This window comes from Gordonia sp. BP-119 (genome assembly GCF_016924115.1).
In the GTDB taxonomy this organism is placed as follows: Bacteria; Actinomycetota; Actinomycetes; order Mycobacteriales; family Mycobacteriaceae; genus Gordonia; species Gordonia hongkongensis.
On the sequence record NZ_JAFFZF010000006.1, the window covers coordinates 85,450 to 103,664 of the forward strand.

Here is an 18,215-nt window from a genome sequence, read left to right on the forward strand (position 1 = left end):
GCCACCGGTACCTGTCCTCCTGTCAACAGACCACACGTCCCTCGAGTGAAAATCGCGGAGACATCGCCCGAATCAGGCGTCCGCTCGGTCAGAGTAACGGGTCAGTTCACCTTCGCACAGTTCGTTCACCACGGCGGCGACTTTCGCCGGGTCATGGACCTGCCGGCCCGGCACCGCGACGTCTCCGACATTCAGCTCCGCGCCGAACAATCCGGCCGCACGCACGAGGTGATCGCGCTCCCGTCCCGCGGGCACCGACGACGCGTCCACGAGGACGTGGTCGACGCGGAAGGTGTTCGCATGGGCGTGCAGCACATGGAGGTGACGCTCGACCGAGAACCCCGGGGTCTCCCCCGGCTCGGGGGCCAGATTGACCACGAGCACCTTGCGAGCGCTGCTGCGCTGCAAGGCCTTCAACTGTTCGGGCACGAGCACGTGCGGGATCACGCTTGAGAACCAGGAGCCCGGCCCCAGCATCAGCAGGTCGGCCGATTCTATTGCGGTCAGCGCCGATTCGCAGGCCGGCGGGTCGCCGGGCAACAGCCGGACGCGGCGCACCTTGCCGGGCGTGGTGGCCACCGCGACCTGTCCCCGGATCTCGCGACTGATGCGTGGATCGGCCTCGAGTCCCGACACGTCGGCCTCGATGTCGAGGGGCACGGTCGACATCGGCAGCACGTGCCCCGTGATGCCGAAGATCTCCCGCAACTCGGCGAGGGCCCCCACGGTGTCGCCGAGCACCTCGGTGAGTCCGGCGAGGAGCAGATTGCCGATCGGATGCCCGGCGAGCGCCCCACGGCCGCCGAAGCGGTGCTGGAGCACCTCGGCCCACAGTTCGTGCCGGCGGCGGGCCGCCGGGCCGTCGGCGGCCTGTGCGTCCGCCAAGCCGTCGGGCGTACTCATCAAGGCGGCGAGCGCCATTCGCAGGTCACCGGGTGGAATGAGTCCGAGTTCGGCGCGCAACCGTCCCGACGACCCCCCGTCGTCGGCGACGGTGACCACCGCGGTGATGTCGGCGCTCAGATAGCGCATCGCGGTCAGCGTCGCGTACAGGCCGTGACCGCCGCCGAGCGCGACGATCCGGGGCTCCCGGGAACTCATTCGCGCCCCAGATCACGATGCATGACCCGGACGTCATAGGACGCGTGGCCGGCGTCGTCGACGGCGCGGCGCAACCGAGCCGACAGTTCCTCGGCGATGGCGACACTGCGGTGCTTGCCGCCGGTGCAGCCGACGCTGATGGTCATGTAGCGCTTGCCTTCCCGCAGGTAACCGCGGCCGACGATCGAGACCAGGCCGGTGTAGAGGTCGAGGAATCCGTCGGCGTCCGGCTGGCCGAGGACATAGTCGCGGACCGGCGCCTCCCGGCCGTTGTGATCGCGCAGTTCGTCGATCCAGTGCGGATTGGGCAGGAAGCGGACGTCGGCGACGAGATCGGAATCGATGGGCAGACCGTACTTGAAGCCGAACGACTGCACCGCGATCGACAGCCGCGGTTCGGTGTCGCCCGGCGCGACGCCCTCGACGATCGCGCGTAGTTTGGCCGCGGTCAGCGCCGACGTCTCCACCACCAGATCGGCCACGTTCTTGATCGGGGCGAGGATCGCCCGTTCGCGGGCGATCCCCTCGACGAGGGTTTCCTTGCCCTGCAACGGATGTCGGCGACGAACCTGCTCGAAACGGCGAACCAGCACCTGGTCGCTGGCGTCGAGGTAGAGGAGCCGGGTCCGGATCCCGGACTCTTCGAGACGGTCCCGCAGCTGTTCGAGCTGATGGGCCAGGTTGGCGTCGGACGCGCGCAAGACCATGGCGAGCCGGGTGATCGCCGGATCGTCTTCGCGGACCATCCCGACCATCGTCGAGATCAGCGAGGGAGGCACGTTGTCGGCGACGTACCAGCCGTCGTCCTCGAGCACGTTCGCCGCGGTGGAGCGTCCCGCGCCGGACATCCCCGTCACGAACAGGACGGTGAAGTCGGTGTCGTTCGCCTCGGCGATCGCCGCGCTCTGCACTTCGGTGTGGTCACTCATCGGCACCTCGTCCCGCGTCACCGGTCGCCACCGTCATCTCCTTCTCGGCCCGCTCCGGGATCGGGGCCGGGTTCGGGGTCTGGTCGGGCGCCGCCACCTCGCCGGAGAGCGCGGTCTGGACCGCACGCGCCGTGGTGAGGCCGATCCCGGGCACCTGGGATATCTCATCCAACGATGCCTCGCGCAGGCGCGCAACCGAACCGAAGTGGGTCACCAGCGCGGTGCGGCGGGTTCGGCCGAGGCCGGGGACCCCGTCGAGCACCGACTCGGTCATGCGCTTGCTGCGCTTGCTGCGGTGGAACGTGATGGCGAACCGATGGGCCTCGTCGCGCACCCGTTGCAGCAGGAACAGTGCCTGGCTGTTGCGCGGCAGGATCATCGGGTCGTCGTCGCCGGGCACCCACACCTCCTCGAGGCGTTTGGCGAGCCCGATCACCGAGACGTCGGTGATGCCGAGTTCGTCGAGGACCGCCGCGGCGGCGTGCACCTGGGGCGCACCGCCGTCGACGACGAAGAGGTTCGGCGGGTAGGCGAACTTCCGCGGTTGCGCCGTGGTGTCGGCCGCCGCGCTGATCTCGCCGGACACCGGTGGCGGCGCATCGCGGTCGGTGCGGTGGCGCAGGAACCGGCGTCGAGTGACCTCGGCGATGGACGCGACGTCGTCGGATCGGCCCTCGCCGGCGGCGTGCCGGATCGAGTAGTGCCGATAGTCGGACTTACGCGGCAGACCGTCTTCGAAGACCACGAGGGAGGCGACCACATCGGTGCCCTGCACGTGCGAGATGTCGACGCACTCGATGCGCAGCGGCGCCTGATCGAGCAGTAGCGACTCCTGCAGCTCGGTGAGCGCCGCCGATCGGGTCGTGAGATCGCCCGCGCGTCGGAGTTTGTGCTGCGCAAGGGCTTCGCCGGCATTGCGGGCGACGGTCTCGAACAGCGCCTTCTTGTCGCCGCGCTGCGGCACCCGCAACCGCACCCGGCTGCCGCGGAGACCGGACAGCCACTCCTCGAGCTCCTTGGCGTCGGACGGCAACTCCGGCACCAGCACCTCACGGGGGATCGACTCCCCGTGTGCCCGATCGGTCCCGACGTCGACGGTGGCGTCGAAATCGACCTGGGCGCCGTAGAACTGGGTGATGAACTCCCCCACCACATCGCCGTCGGTGCCGTTGTCGCTGCGCTCGACCACCCATCCGCGCTGGCCGCGCACCCGTCCGTCGCGGACGTGGAAGACCTGGACCGACACCTCGAGCTGATCGCCGGCGAGCGCGATCACGTCGGCGGTGGTGCCGTCGCCGAGCACGACCGCCTGCTTCTCCATGGCGCGTCGCATCGCACCGATGTCGTCACGCAACCGCGCGGCACGCTCGAAGTCGAGCTCCTCGGCCGCGACGTTCATGTCCCGTTCCATCTTGCGGATCATCAGGTCGGTGCGGCCCGCGAGGAAATCGCAGAAGTCCTCGACGATCTCCCGGTGTTCCTCGGCATCCACCCGCCCGACGCAGGGGGCGGAACACTTGTCGATGTAGCCGAGCAGACACGGGCGGTCGATCTGCCGATGCCGTTTGAACACACCGGCCGAGCAGGTCCGGGCCGGGAAGACCCGGGTCAGCAGGTCGACCGTCTCGCGGATCGCCCACGCATGCGCGTACGGACCGAAGTAGCGCACGCCGCGCCGGCGCGGACCCCGGTACACGAACAGGCGCGGGTACTCCTCGTTCAGGGTGACCGCGAGCATCGGGTAGCTCTTGTCGTCGCGGTAGCGGACGTTGAAGCGCGGGTCGAATTCCTTGATCCAGTTGTATTCGAGCTGCAGCGCCTCGACCTCGGTGCCGACCACCGTCCACTCGACGGAGGCGGCCGTCGTCACCATCTGACGGGTGCGGGGGTGCAGCGAGGCGATGTCGGCGAAGTACGACGTCAGCCTCGACCGGAGGTTCTTGGCCTTGCCCACGTAGATGACACGACGATGCTCGTCGCGGAACTTGTACACCCCGGGATCGGTGGGGATGGACCCCGGGGCGGGTCGGTAGGTAGTCGGGTCGGCCACGTGTTCCAGGCTAGTGTCCGGGCCGGACAGTCCCGCGGTAGCGCTCCTCGAGCTCGCGGAATCGACCCATCGCGTCGATGGCGCGCTGACCGTCACCGGCCTGAACCGCCAGGACGGTGATGTGTTCGTCGGCCGGGAAGAGCAGCCACGCCCCGAAACCCTGCTCCGGGTAGGTGAGACCGAGAACACGGTCCCATTCGAAGAGCCGCGCCGACACCAGGTTGCGCACCTCGACGCCGGCGGCTCCGACGCGCAGTCGCGGGCGGGTGAACAGCAGGATGGCTGCCGAGATGAGCACGCCGATGAGGATGATCGCGATCTGGTCGGAACCGCCGAGATTGCGGACTCCGACGTCGTCGATCGTGAGCAGTAGACCGAACGTGATGTGGATGGCCATCACCACGACCGCGGCGGCGATGGCCCACCGCGGTAGGTTGCGGGGCCGGTAGACCAGGTCCCAGCCGGCGGAGTCGGTCGGCGGGGTGTCCGCGGGACTCACGCCGATGCTCCTCCGACCGCCACCGGGAGGGTTTCGCCACGCGCGAGCGCGCGCAGGGTCAGCGCCGACGCCAGCGCGGCGACCGTCGCCTGTGCGCCCTTGTCCTCCGTCGAGCCCGGGAGTCCGGCCCGTGCGATCGCCTGGTCCTCGGTGAGCACGGTCAGGACTCCGTTGCCGACCGGGGTCGACTCGTCGAGCGACACCCGTGTCAGGCCGGCGGTCACCGCGTCACACACATACTCGAAATGCGGTGTCTCACCCTTGATCACGACGCCCAGCGCGACGACCGCGTCGTGCGTCCGCGCCAGTGCCTGCACGATGACGGGCAGCTCGATGGCGCCGGCCACCTGCACGATGGTCGGGTCGACGACGCCGTTGTCCCGCGCGGCCCGGATGGCGCCGTCGAGGAGCGCGCCGCAGACGACCTCGTGCCACTGCGACGAGACGATCGCCAGACGCAGCGAGCCGGCGTCGGCGAGTTCGAGGGTCGGCTCTCCGTGGCCGCTCATGCAGGTGCTCCTTCGGACGCGCCGTCGGTGGGCTGGACGTGATCGTCGAGCCCGATCAGATCGTGGCCCATCCGGTCACGCTTGGTACGCAGGTACCGCAGATTCTCGGCGTTGGCGCGCACCGGCATCGCGACCCGGTCGACGATGTGCAGACCGTATCCGTCGAGCCCCACGCGCTTGGCGGGGTTGTTGGTCAGCAGACGCATCGACCGTACGCCGAGATCGACGAGGATCTGGGCACCGAGTCCGTAGTCCCGCGAATCGGCGGGCAGGCCCAGTTCCAGGTTGGCGTCGACGGTGTCGGACCCCGCGTCCTGCAGCTGGTAGGCCTGCAGTTTGTGCAACAGCCCGATCCCGCGACCCTCGTGCCCGCGCATGTACAGGATGATCCCGCGGCCCTCGTCGGCCACCATCTCCATCGCGGCGTCCAGCTGCGGTCCGCAGTCACAGCGCAGCGACCCGAAGACATCGCCCGTCAGGCACTCCGAGTGCACCCGCACGAGGACGTCGTGGCCTTCGCCGTCCTCGCCGGTGACGTCTCCCTTGACGAGCGCGACGTGTTCGACGTCGTCGTAGACGCTGGAGTAGCCGACGGCACGGAAGTCGCCGTGCCGGGTGGGGATCCGGGCGTCCGCGACGCGGACCACGTGCTTCTCGTGACGGCGGCGCCACGCGATGAGGTCGGCGATCGAGATCAGTGCGAGGTCGTGCTCGTCGGCGAACACACGCAGCTCGTCGGTCTGCGCCATCGAGCCGACGTCCTTCTGGCTGACGATCTCGCAGATCACGCCGGCCGGGGCGAGGTCGGCCAGGCGGGCGAGGTCGACCGCGGCCTCGGTGTGCCCGGGACGACGCAGCACGCCGCCCTCCTTCGCTCGCAGCGGGACGACGTGGCCGGGCCGGGTGAAGTCGGCGGCCGCGGCGTCGGGGTCGGCCAGCAGACGCATGGTGGTGGCGCGGTCGGCGGCGCTGATGCCGGTACCGATGCCCTCCCGGGCATCGACGGTCACGGTGTAGGCGGTGCCGTGCTTGTCCTGGTTCATCGAGTACATCGGCGGCAGGCCGAGCCGGTCGCAGGCGTCGCCGTCGAGCGGGACACACAGGTAGCCGGAGGTGTAGCGCACCATGAACGCCACCAGTTCGGGGGTCGCCTTCTCCGCCGCGAAGATCAGGTCGCCCTCGTTCTCACGATCCTCGTCGTCGACCACGACGACCGCCTTGCCGGCGGCGATGTCGGCGATGGCGCGCTCGATCGTGTCGAAGGCGACGGCGCCGCCACCCTCGGTTGCCGTCGCGTTGTTCCCCTCGCGCGGTGACTCGCTCATCAGAACCTCACTCGTTGTGCTCATTTCGCCCCCGCTACATCAGGAGTACCAGTCGTGTCCGAACCCAGGTGAAGGCGCTCGACGTATTTGGCGATGACGTCGACTTCGAGGTTGACCACGGTGCCGGGTCGGGCCGCGCCGAGGTTGGTCTCGTTGAGGGTCGTCGGGATCAGGGAGATCTCGAACCAGGAGTCGTCGCCGGACCCGCCGACCGCGGACACGGTGAGGGACACCCCGTCCACGGTGATGGAACCCTTCTCGACGAGATACCGGGTGAGCGCCGCGGGCACGGCGATCCGTACGACCGTCCAGTTCTCCGACGGGTTGACCGCGGCGATGGTGCCGGTGCCGTCAACGTGTCCCTGCACGATGTGGCCGCCGAAGCGGCCGTTCGCGGGCATGGCGCGTTCGAGGTTGACGGTGCTTCCGACGGCGAGATCGGACAGCGAACTGCGGCGAAGGGTCTCGCCCATCACGTCGACGGTGAACTCACCGGGACGGAGGTCGACGACCGTCAGACACACACCGTTGACGGCGATGGAGTCGCCGTGACCGGCGTCGGCGGTGACCACGGGCCCGCGGACGGTGAATCGGGCGGCGTCGGAGAGATCCTCGCGGTCGGCGATGACGCCGAGTTCTTCCACGATTCCGGTGAACACGCACTCCTCCTGCTCGCTCGGAGCAGACAGGGCGGCCTCGTGTCGCCTGTTCTCTCGCATCCGGACTGTGACCGTCGGCTTCGGATTCGCACCGAATCTGCTGTCCCTGCCTGGTGGCAGGCGCTCGCGGGCTGGACGATGCGGATCCACCGCACCCTCATCACCGCCGGTGGGGATTTCCACCCCGCCCCGAGAACTGGTGACATCGACGCTAGCACGGTCGGCGATGTCAGTCGCATTGCGATTCCGGTGAGCGAAATGCGTCGCGGGCATGTCGTCTCGCTCAGCTGTCGCGCGGGGTGGTCGACGGCCGCGACAGTGTGACGAGGACGTCCTCCCCGAGTCGGGTCACCGATCTCGTGCTGAACCGCTGGCCGTCGTCGAGGGTGGTCACGCCCGGGATCTCGACCGAACTGCGACCGGCACCCAGCACCAGCGGGGCGACGTAGGCGTGCACCTCGTCGACGAGGCCCGCCGCGATGAACGCGCCGAGGATGTGTGGCCCGCCTTCGACCAGCACCCACAGCGCGTCGGGCAGCGCGGCGAGGACGTCGGCGGGGTCGTGGGAGTCGATGCGGACCAGCGGTCCGCCGGCCGGATCCCGGAGCCGGGCGTCGGCCGGGATGTCGCGGTGACCGAGGACCACGCGCGCGGGCTGGTGCGGGTGCAGTGCGCCGTCGGCGGTGCGCGCGGTGAGCGTGGGGTTGTCGGCCAGCGCGGTGCCGGTACCGATCACGATGGCGTCGATCCGGGCGCGCTGTGTGTGCGCGTGGTCGCGAGCCTGCGGGCCGGTGATCCACTGGCTGGTGCCGTCGGGCGCTGCGATCCGGCCGTCGACACCAGACGCGATCTTCGCGGTGACGTGCGGACGACCGAGACGCTGGCGGGTGAGCCATGGCCGCAGGGGCCCGTCCTCGACGGCGCCGGCGGATACTCCCCCGGTCACCCGGACCCCGGCGGCCCGAAGCGTCTCGGCACCACCGGCGGCGACCGGGTTCGGGTCACTCACCGCGTACTGGACTTCGGCGATCCCGGCCTCGATGAGTGCCTGCGCGCACGGGCCGGTCCGGCCGATGTGGTTGCACGGTTCGAGGGTGACGATCGCGGTGCCGCCTCGCGCGGCCTCGCCTGCGGCTCGGAGCGCCATGACTTCGGCGTGCGGCCCGCCGGGTGGTTGCGTCGCGCCGACGCCGGCGACGTTGCCGTCGGCCGCGAGGATGACCGCGCCGACGGGCGGGTTGGGCGAACTGATTCCCATCGCCTCCCGGGACGCGCCGATGGCGCGTTCCATGGCGGTGGCGATGTCCATCGGGGTCAGGCCTGGATCTGCGCCCGTGCGGCGGCGGCCGACTCGCGGAGTGCGGCGACGGCCTGTCCGGGGTCGTCCGCGCCGTAGACGGCCGAACCGGCGACGAAGCAGTCGATGCCGGCCTCGGCGGCCTCCTCGATGGTGTCGGCGTTGATGCCGCCGTCGATCTCGACGAGGAGCCGCAGGTCTTCGGCGTCGATGAACTTCCGGATGGCGCGGGCCTTTTCGAGGACCTCGGGGATGAACTTCTGACCGCCGAAGCCCGGCTCGACGCTCATGATCAGCAAGGTGTCGAAGTCACGCAGGATCTCGAGGTACGGCTCGAGCGCCGTACCGGGCTTGATCGACAGGCCCGCCTTGGCACCGGCGGCGCGGATGTCGCGGGCGACGCCGATCGGGTTCTCGGTGGCCTCGGCGTGGAACGTGACGTTGTGTGCTCCGGCCTCGGCGTACGGCGGCGCCCACCGCTCCGGGTTCTCGATCATCAGATGGCAGTCGAGCGGAATGTCGGTGGCCTTCAGCAGGCTCTCGACGATCGGCAGCCCCAGGGTCAGGTTCGGCACGAAGTGCGCGTCCATGACGTCGACGTGCAACCAGTCGGCGCGGGTCTCCCCTGGCTGCGCCACCGCAGCAGCCTCGGCCGCGAGATTCGCGAAGTCCGCGGACAGGATGGACGGGGCGATCATGGGCGCGGTACCGGCGGTGCACATGGTCGACAAGTGTAGGACGCGGGTTCGGCAACGGATGAACGCGCTCGGGAGCTCCCGCAGAATGCGGGACCTGTATCGGTATCCGAAACCGATTCCGCACTCGGTCGTCACCGCGGATGCCAGCCAGCAACACTTAGCCATTGAGTTCAGTGTCATTTGCTGCGACACTTAGCCACATGGCACATAGTCTGGCTCCTTTGGACGAGATCTTCGGCGCTCTGTCCGACCCGACGCGTCGCGCCGTCGTCGAACGACTAGGGCATGGACCCGCGAGTGTCGGCGAGCTCGCCGACCCCTTCCCCATCACCCTGCCGTCGTTCATGAAGCACCTACGCGTCCTGGAGGACAGCGGTTTGGTTCTGACAAAGAAGGTCGGCCGGACTCGAATGTGCACACTCGACCGACGCCGGCTCAGACGGATGTCCACCTGGCTGGACCATCAGCGCACCGTCTGGACCGAACGCACCGACCGTCTCGAGCACTTCGTCACCGACACCAGCACCGAGGAGACACCATGATCGACCCCGAACTCGACCTCACCCTGCACCGCGTCATCCGCGCGTCGCGACAACGGATCTGGGATGCCTGGACCCGGCCGGAGCTGTTCGCCAAGTGGTGGACGCCAGCTCCGACGGTCACCCGCGTCGACCGACTCGAAGCCAAGCCCGGCGGCGCTCTCGTCACACGGATGAGCGAGGACGGAACCACTTTCGTCCCGCACATGGATGCCGTCTTTCTGGTCGCGGACACCTACGAGCGCCTGGTGTTCACCAATGCCGTCGACAGTTCCTGGCGTCCCGCCGAGCCGGCGCCGGTTCCCATGACCGCGGAGATCGCGTTGACCGAGCACGCGGACGGAACCGAGTACAACGTCGTGGTACGCCATCGGAGCCCGTCCGACCGTGACCGCCATGACGAACTGGGGTTCTACAACGGGTGGGGTTCGGTCACCGCCGCACTCGCCGATCTGGTGGAACACGAAGCCCCACAATGACAATCGCCGTCGCGGACTTCGTCTTGTTCGACGACGCCACGGTCGGCGGCTTCATACCGACGGATGGACCTGCCAACCGGGCGACGGCTTCATCACCGGCCACGGTCGCGGCCCGAAACTATCCGGCTGTTGTGGAATTTCAGCGTTCCTCCCGATTCGGTCGCACTCCGCCTCATCGTTGATGTAGCGCGTACCCCCAACCGATTGGCGTATGTAGTCGACGACGCGCCACGCGCCGAACACATCTCGGGTGGCACCTCTGGCTCTCCCACCTCGGTCGGCTGCCGGGACACCGCCCGGCGCGCGTTCGAAAACGATGACAGCGGGGAAGGTCCAACGCGGGTAGCTAGAATTCTGCCATTCGCGGGCTGGAGCCTCGGGATTCCTGCGCACGGATTGAATCTCACTGCGACACAGGACCATGGTCGTGAACAACCCGTCGTCCTCGCGTCTGAGAGGACGAAAGAAGTACGTGCCGGCCACATCCGTCGAGTAGCTCGGGGACACGAGCCGCCCAGCGACGAGGGAGTCGATGTCCGCCGGTGCAGCCTCCCTGAAGCCCGGATAGCCCCACTCCGGAGATCGACCGGCGAACGCCAACTCAAACGATTCGACGAAGGCCCGCACGAAGGTGCCTATCGAATCGTGCAGGTCGACGACATCGGTCGGCGCCCAACGGAACGTGACGTCGTACCGCGGCGGCAGATGATCCACCGAAGGAGCCACCGACGACGACTCCGAGAGAGGCGAGTCGTTAGGGCCACACCCGGTTGACGTGGCTAGGACTGCCAGAACCAGGAACAACCCGACGACGGTTCTGGCAGCGCGTGGTGGAACGACCACAGTCACCAACCCTCCCGATGCTCGGTCGCGGTCCTGACACGGTCGAATTGCGGGTCGTACAGGGTGCTGTAGTTGTCGATCTCGGCGCCCGGGAGGTTCAACATGAATTCTGGGACCTTGGCCAGGTTCACGTCTGCCGGGAATCTGCCGGTTGCTCGCACCCCTTCGAAGAACGCTTCATCTTGGCCCGTGAACATACGTCGGAAACTCGGGTCGTCAACGAGATCGGGATGTGCACGAAGATGGCCCTCCAACATCTGGACGTATTGAGCCTCTGTTGACGTGCTCTTGAAAATCTGGTTGTCGAGAGCTGACAGCTCCGCATTGCCGGTGCCCTGCCCAGGTGGGAGCCCCACAAACTCTAGCTTTGCCTCTGGCGCGGACACGTCGAGAATGGCTTTCACGACTGGGCCGAGGCCCGGCACTGCCGAAACCAACGCCTTGCCGCTGTCGTACATCGCACCATGCTCGGTATAGGCCTTGACAGCGTGGCTTCGACTGTCCTCCGTATCGTTGTCGATCTGCGCCTGCATTCCCCCAGTCATCGCACCCTCGATTCGACCTGCGAGAGTACCGAGCGATGCTCGAGTCGGATCTGCACCGAAGAGTTCCTGGATGTGGTCGACCTGGATCGCTGCCATCGAGTTGAAAATCCGCCCTGCTACCGGATCCGAGTCAAGGACCTGAAACACCGATTTCAGCTCGTAGGCGGAATCCAGAGATGACGTGCCCAAAGTCCCAAAGATGTCCGGATCCGCACCGGCCAGTTCCGGAGTATATGGAGCGAGAGCTTTGGCAAGGGTCTGCGTGAGTTCGGGATTGAGTTCGCCGATCGCGAGCTTGTCGTCCCCGATGTCGACGAGTTCGGTCCTGTTCTCCGCGAAGATCCGTGCGAGTTCACTTGCTACATGGCCGGCTCGCTCGCTCGCCGCGATCGCCTCGGGGCTACCGTCTTGTGGGATCGCCACATCGGGCATCCAATTGAATAGTTTGTTCACTCCGTCGCTGCCGACTCCCACACCGTCTACATCGACGTCGTCCGACCAATCGAAGGTGAGGAGGTGTCGCATCGCATCGGAAGCGTTGTAAGAACTCGCTTTTCCATTGAGGTCGAAAACCTCAGGCATGGAACCGAGCGGTGCGGCACTGCCGTTGCGGCCCATGAGTGCGTCGTGAACCGCGATGTGATCGCTGCCGGCGTTATCAACCATTCTTCGTAGAAGCTTCTCGACATCGCCGTGCGCGATCTCATCGTCGCCGATACTGTAGGCATCCGTCCCATTCCCTCCCCCCGCGATCTCGCTGGCACGCGAGATCAACGCGCGGTCGATGTCACTACCGAGCTGATTGCTCTGACCCGGATCCATCGATCGATGGTCGAGGATGTCCATCAGCTTCTTAAAACTGTGAAAGTTCTCAATATCCGCGTAATGACCGGTCAGAGTCATAGATTTCGACACGTCTCGTTCCGACACCGACGATTTTGTCAGCAAATCCCTGACCGATGGAGGCAGCTCATTGACGCCCCCGGCGACAAACCTTTGTGGCGGTGTGAGGCCTAAGGTCTGCAGTGGACCGGCGAGAAAGCCCGGTTCGAGTCGCTGTTCTGTCCGTACCCGGGGATTGCCAAGAAGGTACAGTCCGTCCGCGAACTGACGTTTCAGTGCGTCCGACTCGAGACCCCCGAAGTGATCTCCGAACGCGGCCTGGGCATCTAGACCCCGCGGGAGCCCAGCGACTCCGCCTTCGGATGCCTCGTAAAAGGCCTTCAGGTAGTCAAGTTGTTCTTTGGGGATCACTGCATGTTCTCCGCGTGCTAGCGCGGCGCGCTGCTCGGTCGTCAGCTGTGTCGCTCGAGCAAAACGTTCACGCTGCTCTGCGGTGGCAGTACCTTGCATGATGGCCAGCCAGTCGGTCTTGGCGGTCTGGGGTGAATATGCAGACGTCACAGGAGCATTCGCGTCAGCGCCGGCAAATGCGGTGGCGAGCGCGGTCGCACCGTTGCGGTCATCCACTCCCATCTGGTCAGCCAGACCCTGCAGAGACAACCGAGCATTCGTGGCCTCACTTGCTCGATCGGCCCTCTCGGTCAAGATGCTGTTCTCCGCCGCGCTCCCGGCTTCCACGCCTCTGAGCTCACTCGAGTAGTCACGCGTGTCGGTGACCGACCAATCGTCGTGCACCTCGAAACGATCCATTTCCAGTGCCAACGACCGGGTCAGCGCGACGTTGCGGTTGGCGCTGATTGCCGTCGAAGTGTTCCGTAGGACATTCGCCGCTGCAGAGAGTTCAGTACCGATCTTGTTGATCTCCGTACGGTCCGACTGCGTTCGACTCTCGCACCCGCGTTGAGATGCACCCACCCATGCCTGCGAGTCACCTGCGATCATTGGTGCGTCGACCATTTTCTGCGTCTGTCTCAACAACAGCGAAACGGCGGTGTCGAGCTTGTTGGCTGCGTCGTCGAGAGACAGAACGTCCCATCCGTTGACGGTCGACCGGGAAGGCCGATTCATCAGAACTCTGAGATCGCGTTGAAACCGCTGGCCAGCTCGTCCTCGGTGTCAATCACTTGCTGTCCAGCCTGGAAGCAGGTCTGCGCCACCTGGTCCAGTCTGGACGCTGCCCTGCCGAGAACTGCGCGCACGAGGGAATCCTTGTCCGCGCAGGCCTCCCCGATCGCCGAGTTCGGCATTCCTGCGGTCGCGAGAACGAACGCGCCCTCGGTCTTCCAGAGATTCCCGATCTCGGTACCACATTGCGCGAGCGTGGCTCCGACCTCGTAGATCGTGCCGACCTCGTCCACAGCAAACCGTTCGCCCACCATTTCCCCCGTCCGTGCGCATGCAGACTCTTTGCCAGATGCGAAAACGCGATCGCAGACTACCCCAGGACAACTCCGAAGTCTCTGCCCTGTGCACACGTTGATGGACCGGATCGGGCTCGGTGCTGGTCGTCAGTCCCGCGTCAACGCCGCCAGGAACATGGCGTCGGTGCCGTGGATATGCGGCCAGAGTTGAACGTGGGGTCCGTCGCCCAGCAGGTCCGGGCCCAGCTTGCCCACCGTCACCAACGGGCGGGCATCGAGTTGGCGCACACCGTCTGTCGACGCCAGGACGTCGGCCACCACCGCCGTCGTCTCGGCCGGGTGCGGCGAACACGTCGAATAGACCACGATGCCACCGGGTTTCACCAGGCGCAGCGCTTCGGTGAGGAGCTCCTTCTGTAGGACGACGAGTTCGTCGACGTCGGCAGTGGTCCGGCGCCAGCGGGATTCGGGTCGTCGGCGCAGCGAGCCCAGCCCCGAACACGGGGCGTCGAGCAGGATGCGGTCGTAACCGGCGTCGAGCCCACTCGACCGGGCGTCGGCGACATGGATGCTGACCGGGAGGTCGGAGACGACCTTGCGGATCAGGCCGGCGCGATGCTCGGACACCTCGACCGCATCGAGTCGGGCACCGTCGATCTCGGCGAGCGAACCGATCAATGCGGCCTTCCCGCCGGGGCCGGCGCACATGTCGAGCCACCGCCCAGCGTCGTCGGCGACCTCGGCCACGGTCACCGCACGGGCGATCAGCTGACTGCCCTCGTCCTGGACACCCGCGTACCCCTCACGGATCGCGGCGACGTCGCCGGGATCGCCGCCCGGGAGGTACACGCAGTACGGGGAGTAGTCGCCGACCTCCCCCTCACTGGTGAGGGCGAGTTCCTCGGCGGTCATGAACCCCGGACGAGCGACGAGGTGGACCGGCGGTCGCTCGTCGTCGGCGGCGAGTGCCGCCTGCAGCTGTCCCGCAGAACCACCGAGAGCGTCGCGGAACACCTCTGCGATCCAGCGCGGATGTGCGTACTGGAAGGCGAGATAGCCGACGAGATCGTCCGCGGGCGACGGTGCGAGCTCCTCCACCCACAAGTCCTCGTCCTTCTGGGAGACCTTGCGCAGTACCGCGTTCACGAAACCGGAAGGCCCCATCCCGTTTTCGGCGCGCACCAGGTCAACCGACGTGGAGACCGCCGCATGTGCGCCGACCCTCGTCCGCAACAGCTGATAGGTGCCGAGCCGCAGGACGTCGAGCACCGTGCCGTCGATGTCGGCGACCGGCCGTTTCGCGGCGGAGGAGATCACCGCGTCGAGTAGACCCTGGGCCCGCGCGGCCCCGTAGGCCAGCTCGGTGGCGAAGGCAGCGTCTCGTCCCTCGATCTTCCTGTCGCGCAGCATCTTCGGCAGGACGAGGTTGGCATACGCGTCGCGTTCGCGCACCGCGCGGAGCGTGTCGCGGGCGGCCACGCGCGCGGGATCGAGGTCCTTCTGCCGGAACTTGCCGCTCATCCCAGGACCGTCCCGTCGGTCAAGCGCGCGCCACGAGCCCAGTCGGCGGCGGGCATCGGCTTCTTCCCCGGCGGCTGTACGGTGCCGAGTCTCACCGGCTGCGAACCGGTTCCGACGAACACCGCCTTCTTCGTGACGGCGAGTGCACCGGGCGCCAGGGCGCCGTCCCGCACCGCGTCGGGCAGACCGGGATCGTCGGCCGACGCGACCGACACCGGCCCGACCTTGATCCGTGCGTCGTCGAGGCTCGTCCACGGTCCGGGTGCGGGCGTGTAGGCGCGAACCAGGCGATCGATGATGTGTGCCGGCAGTTCCCAGCGGATCCGCGCGTCCTCGACCTCGACCTTGGGCGCGTGGCTCACCCCCGTGGCCGGCTGCGGTTCGGGGGCGAGTTCACCGGCCTCGAGGCCGTCGAGCGTGGACAGCAACAGTCCCGACCCGGCATCGGCAAGACGCCCGAGCAGATCACCGCTGGTATCGGTGGGTCGGATGGTCTCGGTCAGCACCCCGAAGACCGGACCGGTGTCGAGACCCTTCTCGAGCCGGAACGTGCTGGCCCCGGTCACCTCGTCGCCGGCGGCGATCGCGGCCTGGACCGGAGCGGCACCGCGCCAGGCGGGCAGCACCGAGAAGTGCAGATTGATCCAACCGTGGCGCGGCAGGTCCAGCAGTCCGGGCGGTACGAGCCCGCCGTAGGCCACGACGGCACCGCAGTCGGGAGCCCAGCGCCGGAGCACGTCGTCGACCTCCGGCTCCGACAACCGGCGCGGGGTGATCACCTCGAGCGCATGCTCGTCGGCGAGCTGCCCGACCGGTGACCGCATCACCTTGCGGCCGCGGCCGGACACGGCGTCGGGCCGGGTGATGACCCCGACCACCTCATGCGAGGGCGAGTCGATGAGGGCCTGCAACGACGGCACGGCGACCTCGGGGGTACCGGCGAAAACGATGCGCATTCATCCGATCGTAGGCGGGTCGATCTGCACCCGGATCGGCCCGGTCTGTCGATGTGTGTTGCGGCGCACCTGGCCCGCGACGAGCGCCTCGGCGAGGAGCCGTCCGTGCTTGCGCGGCAACCGCACCAGGATGCGGTCCATCTCGTCGTCCGCGGCGGCCTCCCACTCGGCACTGCCGGCCGGCGGGCGGACGCCGGGCGGCAACGGCACCGGGCCGAGAACATCGGCGTCGGAGGGTAACTCGAGGTGCTCGACGAAGTCGGTGATCACCCCGGTCGGCCCGTCGACCGACGCCATCGTCACCGCCGGGGGGAATCCGAGTTCCACGCGCTGCTGCAACTGGATCGAGGCGAAACCCACCGGGTCCCAACGGATCAGGGCCTGCACGGGTGCGAGCGCCGAATCGGCGACGATCACCACTCGCCCACCGTCACCGTGCGGGGTCACCATCGCGGCGAGCGCCATCCACCGCCGGACCGCGTGCTCCTCGGCACGCAGGTCGGCCCGGTCGAGCTGTGCCCAGGTGTCGACGACGATCGCGGCGCCGTATCCGCCCGGGGCCACCGGTTCCGCGCCGGGCGTCGCGACGACGAGCCGTGCGCCGGGTTCGATCTCGTCGAGGATCGTATTGCCGCCGCTGGTCAGCACCGGCACGCCGGCGAAGGCTCGTCCCAGCTCCTCGGCGGTCCGGCGTGCACCGGTCACCGTCGCGCGCACCGAGGTGTTGCCGCACTCCGGGCAGCGGAAGGACCGTTCGGGCCGTCCGCACCAGCGGCAGCTCAGTCGTTGGTCGGCATCGAGCTGCAACGGTCCGTGACAGGCCCGGCACCGCGCGTGTTCGCGGCAGCGGGTGCACGCGAGCGACGGCACGTAACCCCGGCGCGGGACGCTGAAGATCACCGGACGATCGGCGGCGAACGCCGACCGCGCCGCGTCGAACGCGACTTCGGGGATGCGCGCCGACCGGGCCATGGGGTCGCGGGCGACCTGCCGGTCGTCGTCGGAGATCGCCTGGACACGGGGGCTGCGGGTGCGGACCGTCGTGCGGTCGGCGACGAGGTCGTGCGCCCAGCCCGAGACCACCAGCGCCTGAGCCTCGGCGGTCCGGGCGAACCCGCCGAGCAGCAGGCCGCACCGCTCGTGGTGCGACCGCAGCACCGCCACCTCGCGGGGATGCGGGTAGGGCGCGCGCGGGTCGGCCATGCTGTCGTCGCCGTCATCCCACACGACGACCAGACCGAGGTCCTTGACCGGCGCGAACACCGCGCTTCGGGTACCGATGACCAGTTGCGCGGCACCGCGGCGCACGGCCAGCCATCGGCGGTAGCGCGCGGTGGGTCCGAGTCCGGCGGACAGCGCGACCCCACGGTCGCCGATCAACGGCTCACACTCGGCCCACACCCGATCGAGATCACGCTGATCGGGAACGACGAGGATGCACCCGCGTCCCGCTGCGAGGGTCGCCGCGGCGAGTTCGGCGAGACGGCGCGGCCAGTCCTCCCCCGGTAGGGCCTGCCAGACGGCCCGCGGATGACCGTCGGCCAGGTTCTCCACGTAGGAGTCGGCCAGGGCATACCGATGCCAGTCGGCGAGTTCGGGCGATTCGACGACAGCGGCCGGGTCGGGCGTCGTCTCCTTCTCGGTGCGCGCATGCCGCGGCGGTATGGCCAGGCGCACGACGTCGCCCATCGTGCCCGCGTACCGATCGGCCACCGCACGGCACAGCGTCGCCAGCTGCGGGGTCAGTACCGGCTCGGCGGACACGACCCGGTCGAGCCAGCCCAGCTTGCCGGGATGGTCGCTCTTCTCGATGCGCTCGAGGAGGTAGCCGTCGACGAGCCGACCCGAGAATCGCACGCGGACACGAACACCGGGCTGCGCGTCCTCGTCCTGGTCGACGTCGATCAGGTAATCGAAGGGACGGTCGAGGTGCGCGAGACCCAGAACAGGAAGAACACGGGCCACCGGCAGCTCGGCGGCCGGGACCCGTGCTCCTTTGGG

17 protein-coding genes and 1 riboswitch are annotated in these 18,215 nt (G+C 68.0%); of the genes, 2 read left to right on the forward strand and 15 right to left on the reverse strand.

Annotation, left to right across the window (positions count from 1 at the left end; translation table 11 throughout):
* Positions 1 to 72: 72 nt before the first annotated feature.
* From yvcK to rpe, 9 genes are all read right to left on the reverse strand, one after another.
* Positions 73 to 1,101: a uridine diphosphate-N-acetylglucosamine-binding protein YvcK gene (yvcK, locus tag JW364_RS05830; RefSeq protein ID WP_068971582.1), complete on the reverse strand. Its 1,029-nt coding sequence runs from the start codon at positions 1,099 to 1,101 to the stop codon at positions 73 to 75.
* On the reverse strand, positions 1,098 to 2,030 hold the full coding sequence (gene rapZ, locus JW364_RS05835; protein ID WP_065632222.1) for an RNase adapter RapZ: 933 nt from the start codon (positions 2,028 to 2,030) through the stop codon (positions 1,098 to 1,100). The genes yvcK and rapZ overlap by 4 nt, the downstream gene beginning before the upstream one ends.
* Positions 2,023 to 4,080: an excinuclease ABC subunit UvrC gene (gene uvrC, locus JW364_RS05840; protein WP_068971583.1), complete on the reverse strand. Its 2,058-nt coding sequence runs from the start codon at positions 4,078 to 4,080 to the stop codon at positions 2,023 to 2,025. Before uvrC ends, rapZ begins: the two co-directional genes overlap by 8 nt.
* Positions 4,081 to 4,090: 10 nt before the next feature.
* Positions 4,091 to 4,579, reverse strand: coding sequence for a PH domain-containing protein (locus JW364_RS05845; RefSeq protein ID WP_068971584.1), 489 nt, complete (start codon positions 4,577 to 4,579; stop codon positions 4,091 to 4,093).
* Positions 4,576 to 5,088 carry a 6,7-dimethyl-8-ribityllumazine synthase gene (gene ribH, locus JW364_RS05850; protein WP_058250361.1) on the reverse strand — a complete coding sequence of 171 codons (513 nt, stop codon included), beginning with the start codon at positions 5,086 to 5,088 and terminating at the stop codon, positions 4,576 to 4,578. The genes JW364_RS05845 and ribH overlap by 4 nt, the downstream gene beginning before the upstream one ends.
* Entirely contained in the window at positions 5,085 to 6,413 is a 1,329-nt protein-coding gene (locus JW364_RS05855; RefSeq protein WP_068971608.1) for a bifunctional 3,4-dihydroxy-2-butanone-4-phosphate synthase/GTP cyclohydrolase II, read from the reverse strand. The genes ribH and JW364_RS05855 overlap by 4 nt, the downstream gene beginning before the upstream one ends.
* A 20-nt stretch (positions 6,414 to 6,433) precedes the next feature.
* Entirely contained in the window at positions 6,434 to 7,072 is a 639-nt protein-coding gene (locus JW364_RS05860) for a riboflavin synthase (protein WP_068971607.1), read from the reverse strand.
* Between the two features lie 44 nt (positions 7,073 to 7,116).
* Positions 7,117 to 7,273: riboswitch (FMN riboswitch) on the reverse strand.
* An 82-nt stretch (positions 7,274 to 7,355) separates the two neighbouring features.
* Entirely contained in the window at positions 7,356 to 8,381 is a 1,026-nt protein-coding gene (ribD, locus tag JW364_RS05865) for a bifunctional diaminohydroxyphosphoribosylaminopyrimidine deaminase/5-amino-6-(5-phosphoribosylamino)uracil reductase RibD (protein WP_068971585.1), read from the reverse strand.
* Positions 8,382 to 8,386: 5 nt separating this feature from the next.
* On the reverse strand, positions 8,387 to 9,091 hold the full coding sequence (rpe, locus tag JW364_RS05870) for a ribulose-phosphate 3-epimerase (RefSeq protein WP_068971586.1): 705 nt from the start codon (positions 9,089 to 9,091) through the stop codon (positions 8,387 to 8,389).
* Between the two features lie 176 nt (positions 9,092 to 9,267).
* On the opposite strand from rpe, the gene JW364_RS05875 reads away from it, so the two are divergent.
* Positions 9,268 to 9,609 carry a helix-turn-helix transcriptional regulator gene (locus tag JW364_RS05875; RefSeq protein WP_068971587.1) on the forward strand — a complete coding sequence of 114 codons (342 nt, stop codon included), beginning with the start codon at positions 9,268 to 9,270 and terminating at the stop codon, positions 9,607 to 9,609.
* Entirely contained in the window at positions 9,606 to 10,085 is a 480-nt protein-coding gene (locus JW364_RS05880; protein WP_068971588.1) for an SRPBCC domain-containing protein, read from the forward strand. Before JW364_RS05875 ends, JW364_RS05880 begins: the two co-directional genes overlap by 4 nt.
* A 51-nt stretch (positions 10,086 to 10,136) precedes the next feature.
* Here the strand turns inward: JW364_RS05880 and JW364_RS05885 are convergent, their stop codons facing one another.
* The 6 genes from JW364_RS05885 to JW364_RS05910 form a co-directional block, all read right to left on the reverse strand.
* Positions 10,137 to 10,934 (reverse strand): hypothetical protein, encoded by a 798-nt coding sequence (locus JW364_RS05885; protein WP_139115555.1) that lies wholly within the window; start codon positions 10,932 to 10,934, stop codon positions 10,137 to 10,139.
* Entirely contained in the window at positions 10,931 to 13,444 is a 2,514-nt protein-coding gene (locus JW364_RS05890; protein ID WP_068971589.1) for a hypothetical protein, read from the reverse strand. The genes JW364_RS05885 and JW364_RS05890 overlap by 4 nt, the downstream gene beginning before the upstream one ends.
* Positions 13,444 to 13,755 (reverse strand): hypothetical protein, encoded by a 312-nt coding sequence (locus JW364_RS05895; protein ID WP_068971590.1) that lies wholly within the window; start codon positions 13,753 to 13,755, stop codon positions 13,444 to 13,446. Before JW364_RS05895 ends, JW364_RS05890 begins: the two co-directional genes overlap by 1 nt.
* Positions 13,756 to 13,884: 129 nt before the next feature.
* Complete coding sequence (locus JW364_RS05900; protein ID WP_068971591.1) at positions 13,885 to 15,258, reverse strand: RsmB/NOP family class I SAM-dependent RNA methyltransferase; 1,374 nt, start codon at positions 15,256 to 15,258, stop codon at positions 13,885 to 13,887.
* Positions 15,255 to 16,214 carry a methionyl-tRNA formyltransferase gene (gene fmt, locus JW364_RS05905; protein WP_205333430.1) on the reverse strand — a complete coding sequence of 320 codons (960 nt, stop codon included), beginning with the start codon at positions 16,212 to 16,214 and terminating at the stop codon, positions 15,255 to 15,257. The genes JW364_RS05900 and fmt overlap by 4 nt, the downstream gene beginning before the upstream one ends.
* Positions 16,215 to 18,179, reverse strand: coding sequence for a primosomal protein N' (locus JW364_RS05910; RefSeq protein ID WP_068971592.1), 1,965 nt, complete (start codon positions 18,177 to 18,179; stop codon positions 16,215 to 16,217). It abuts the gene before it with no gap.
* Positions 18,180 to 18,215 lie beyond the last annotated feature (36 nt).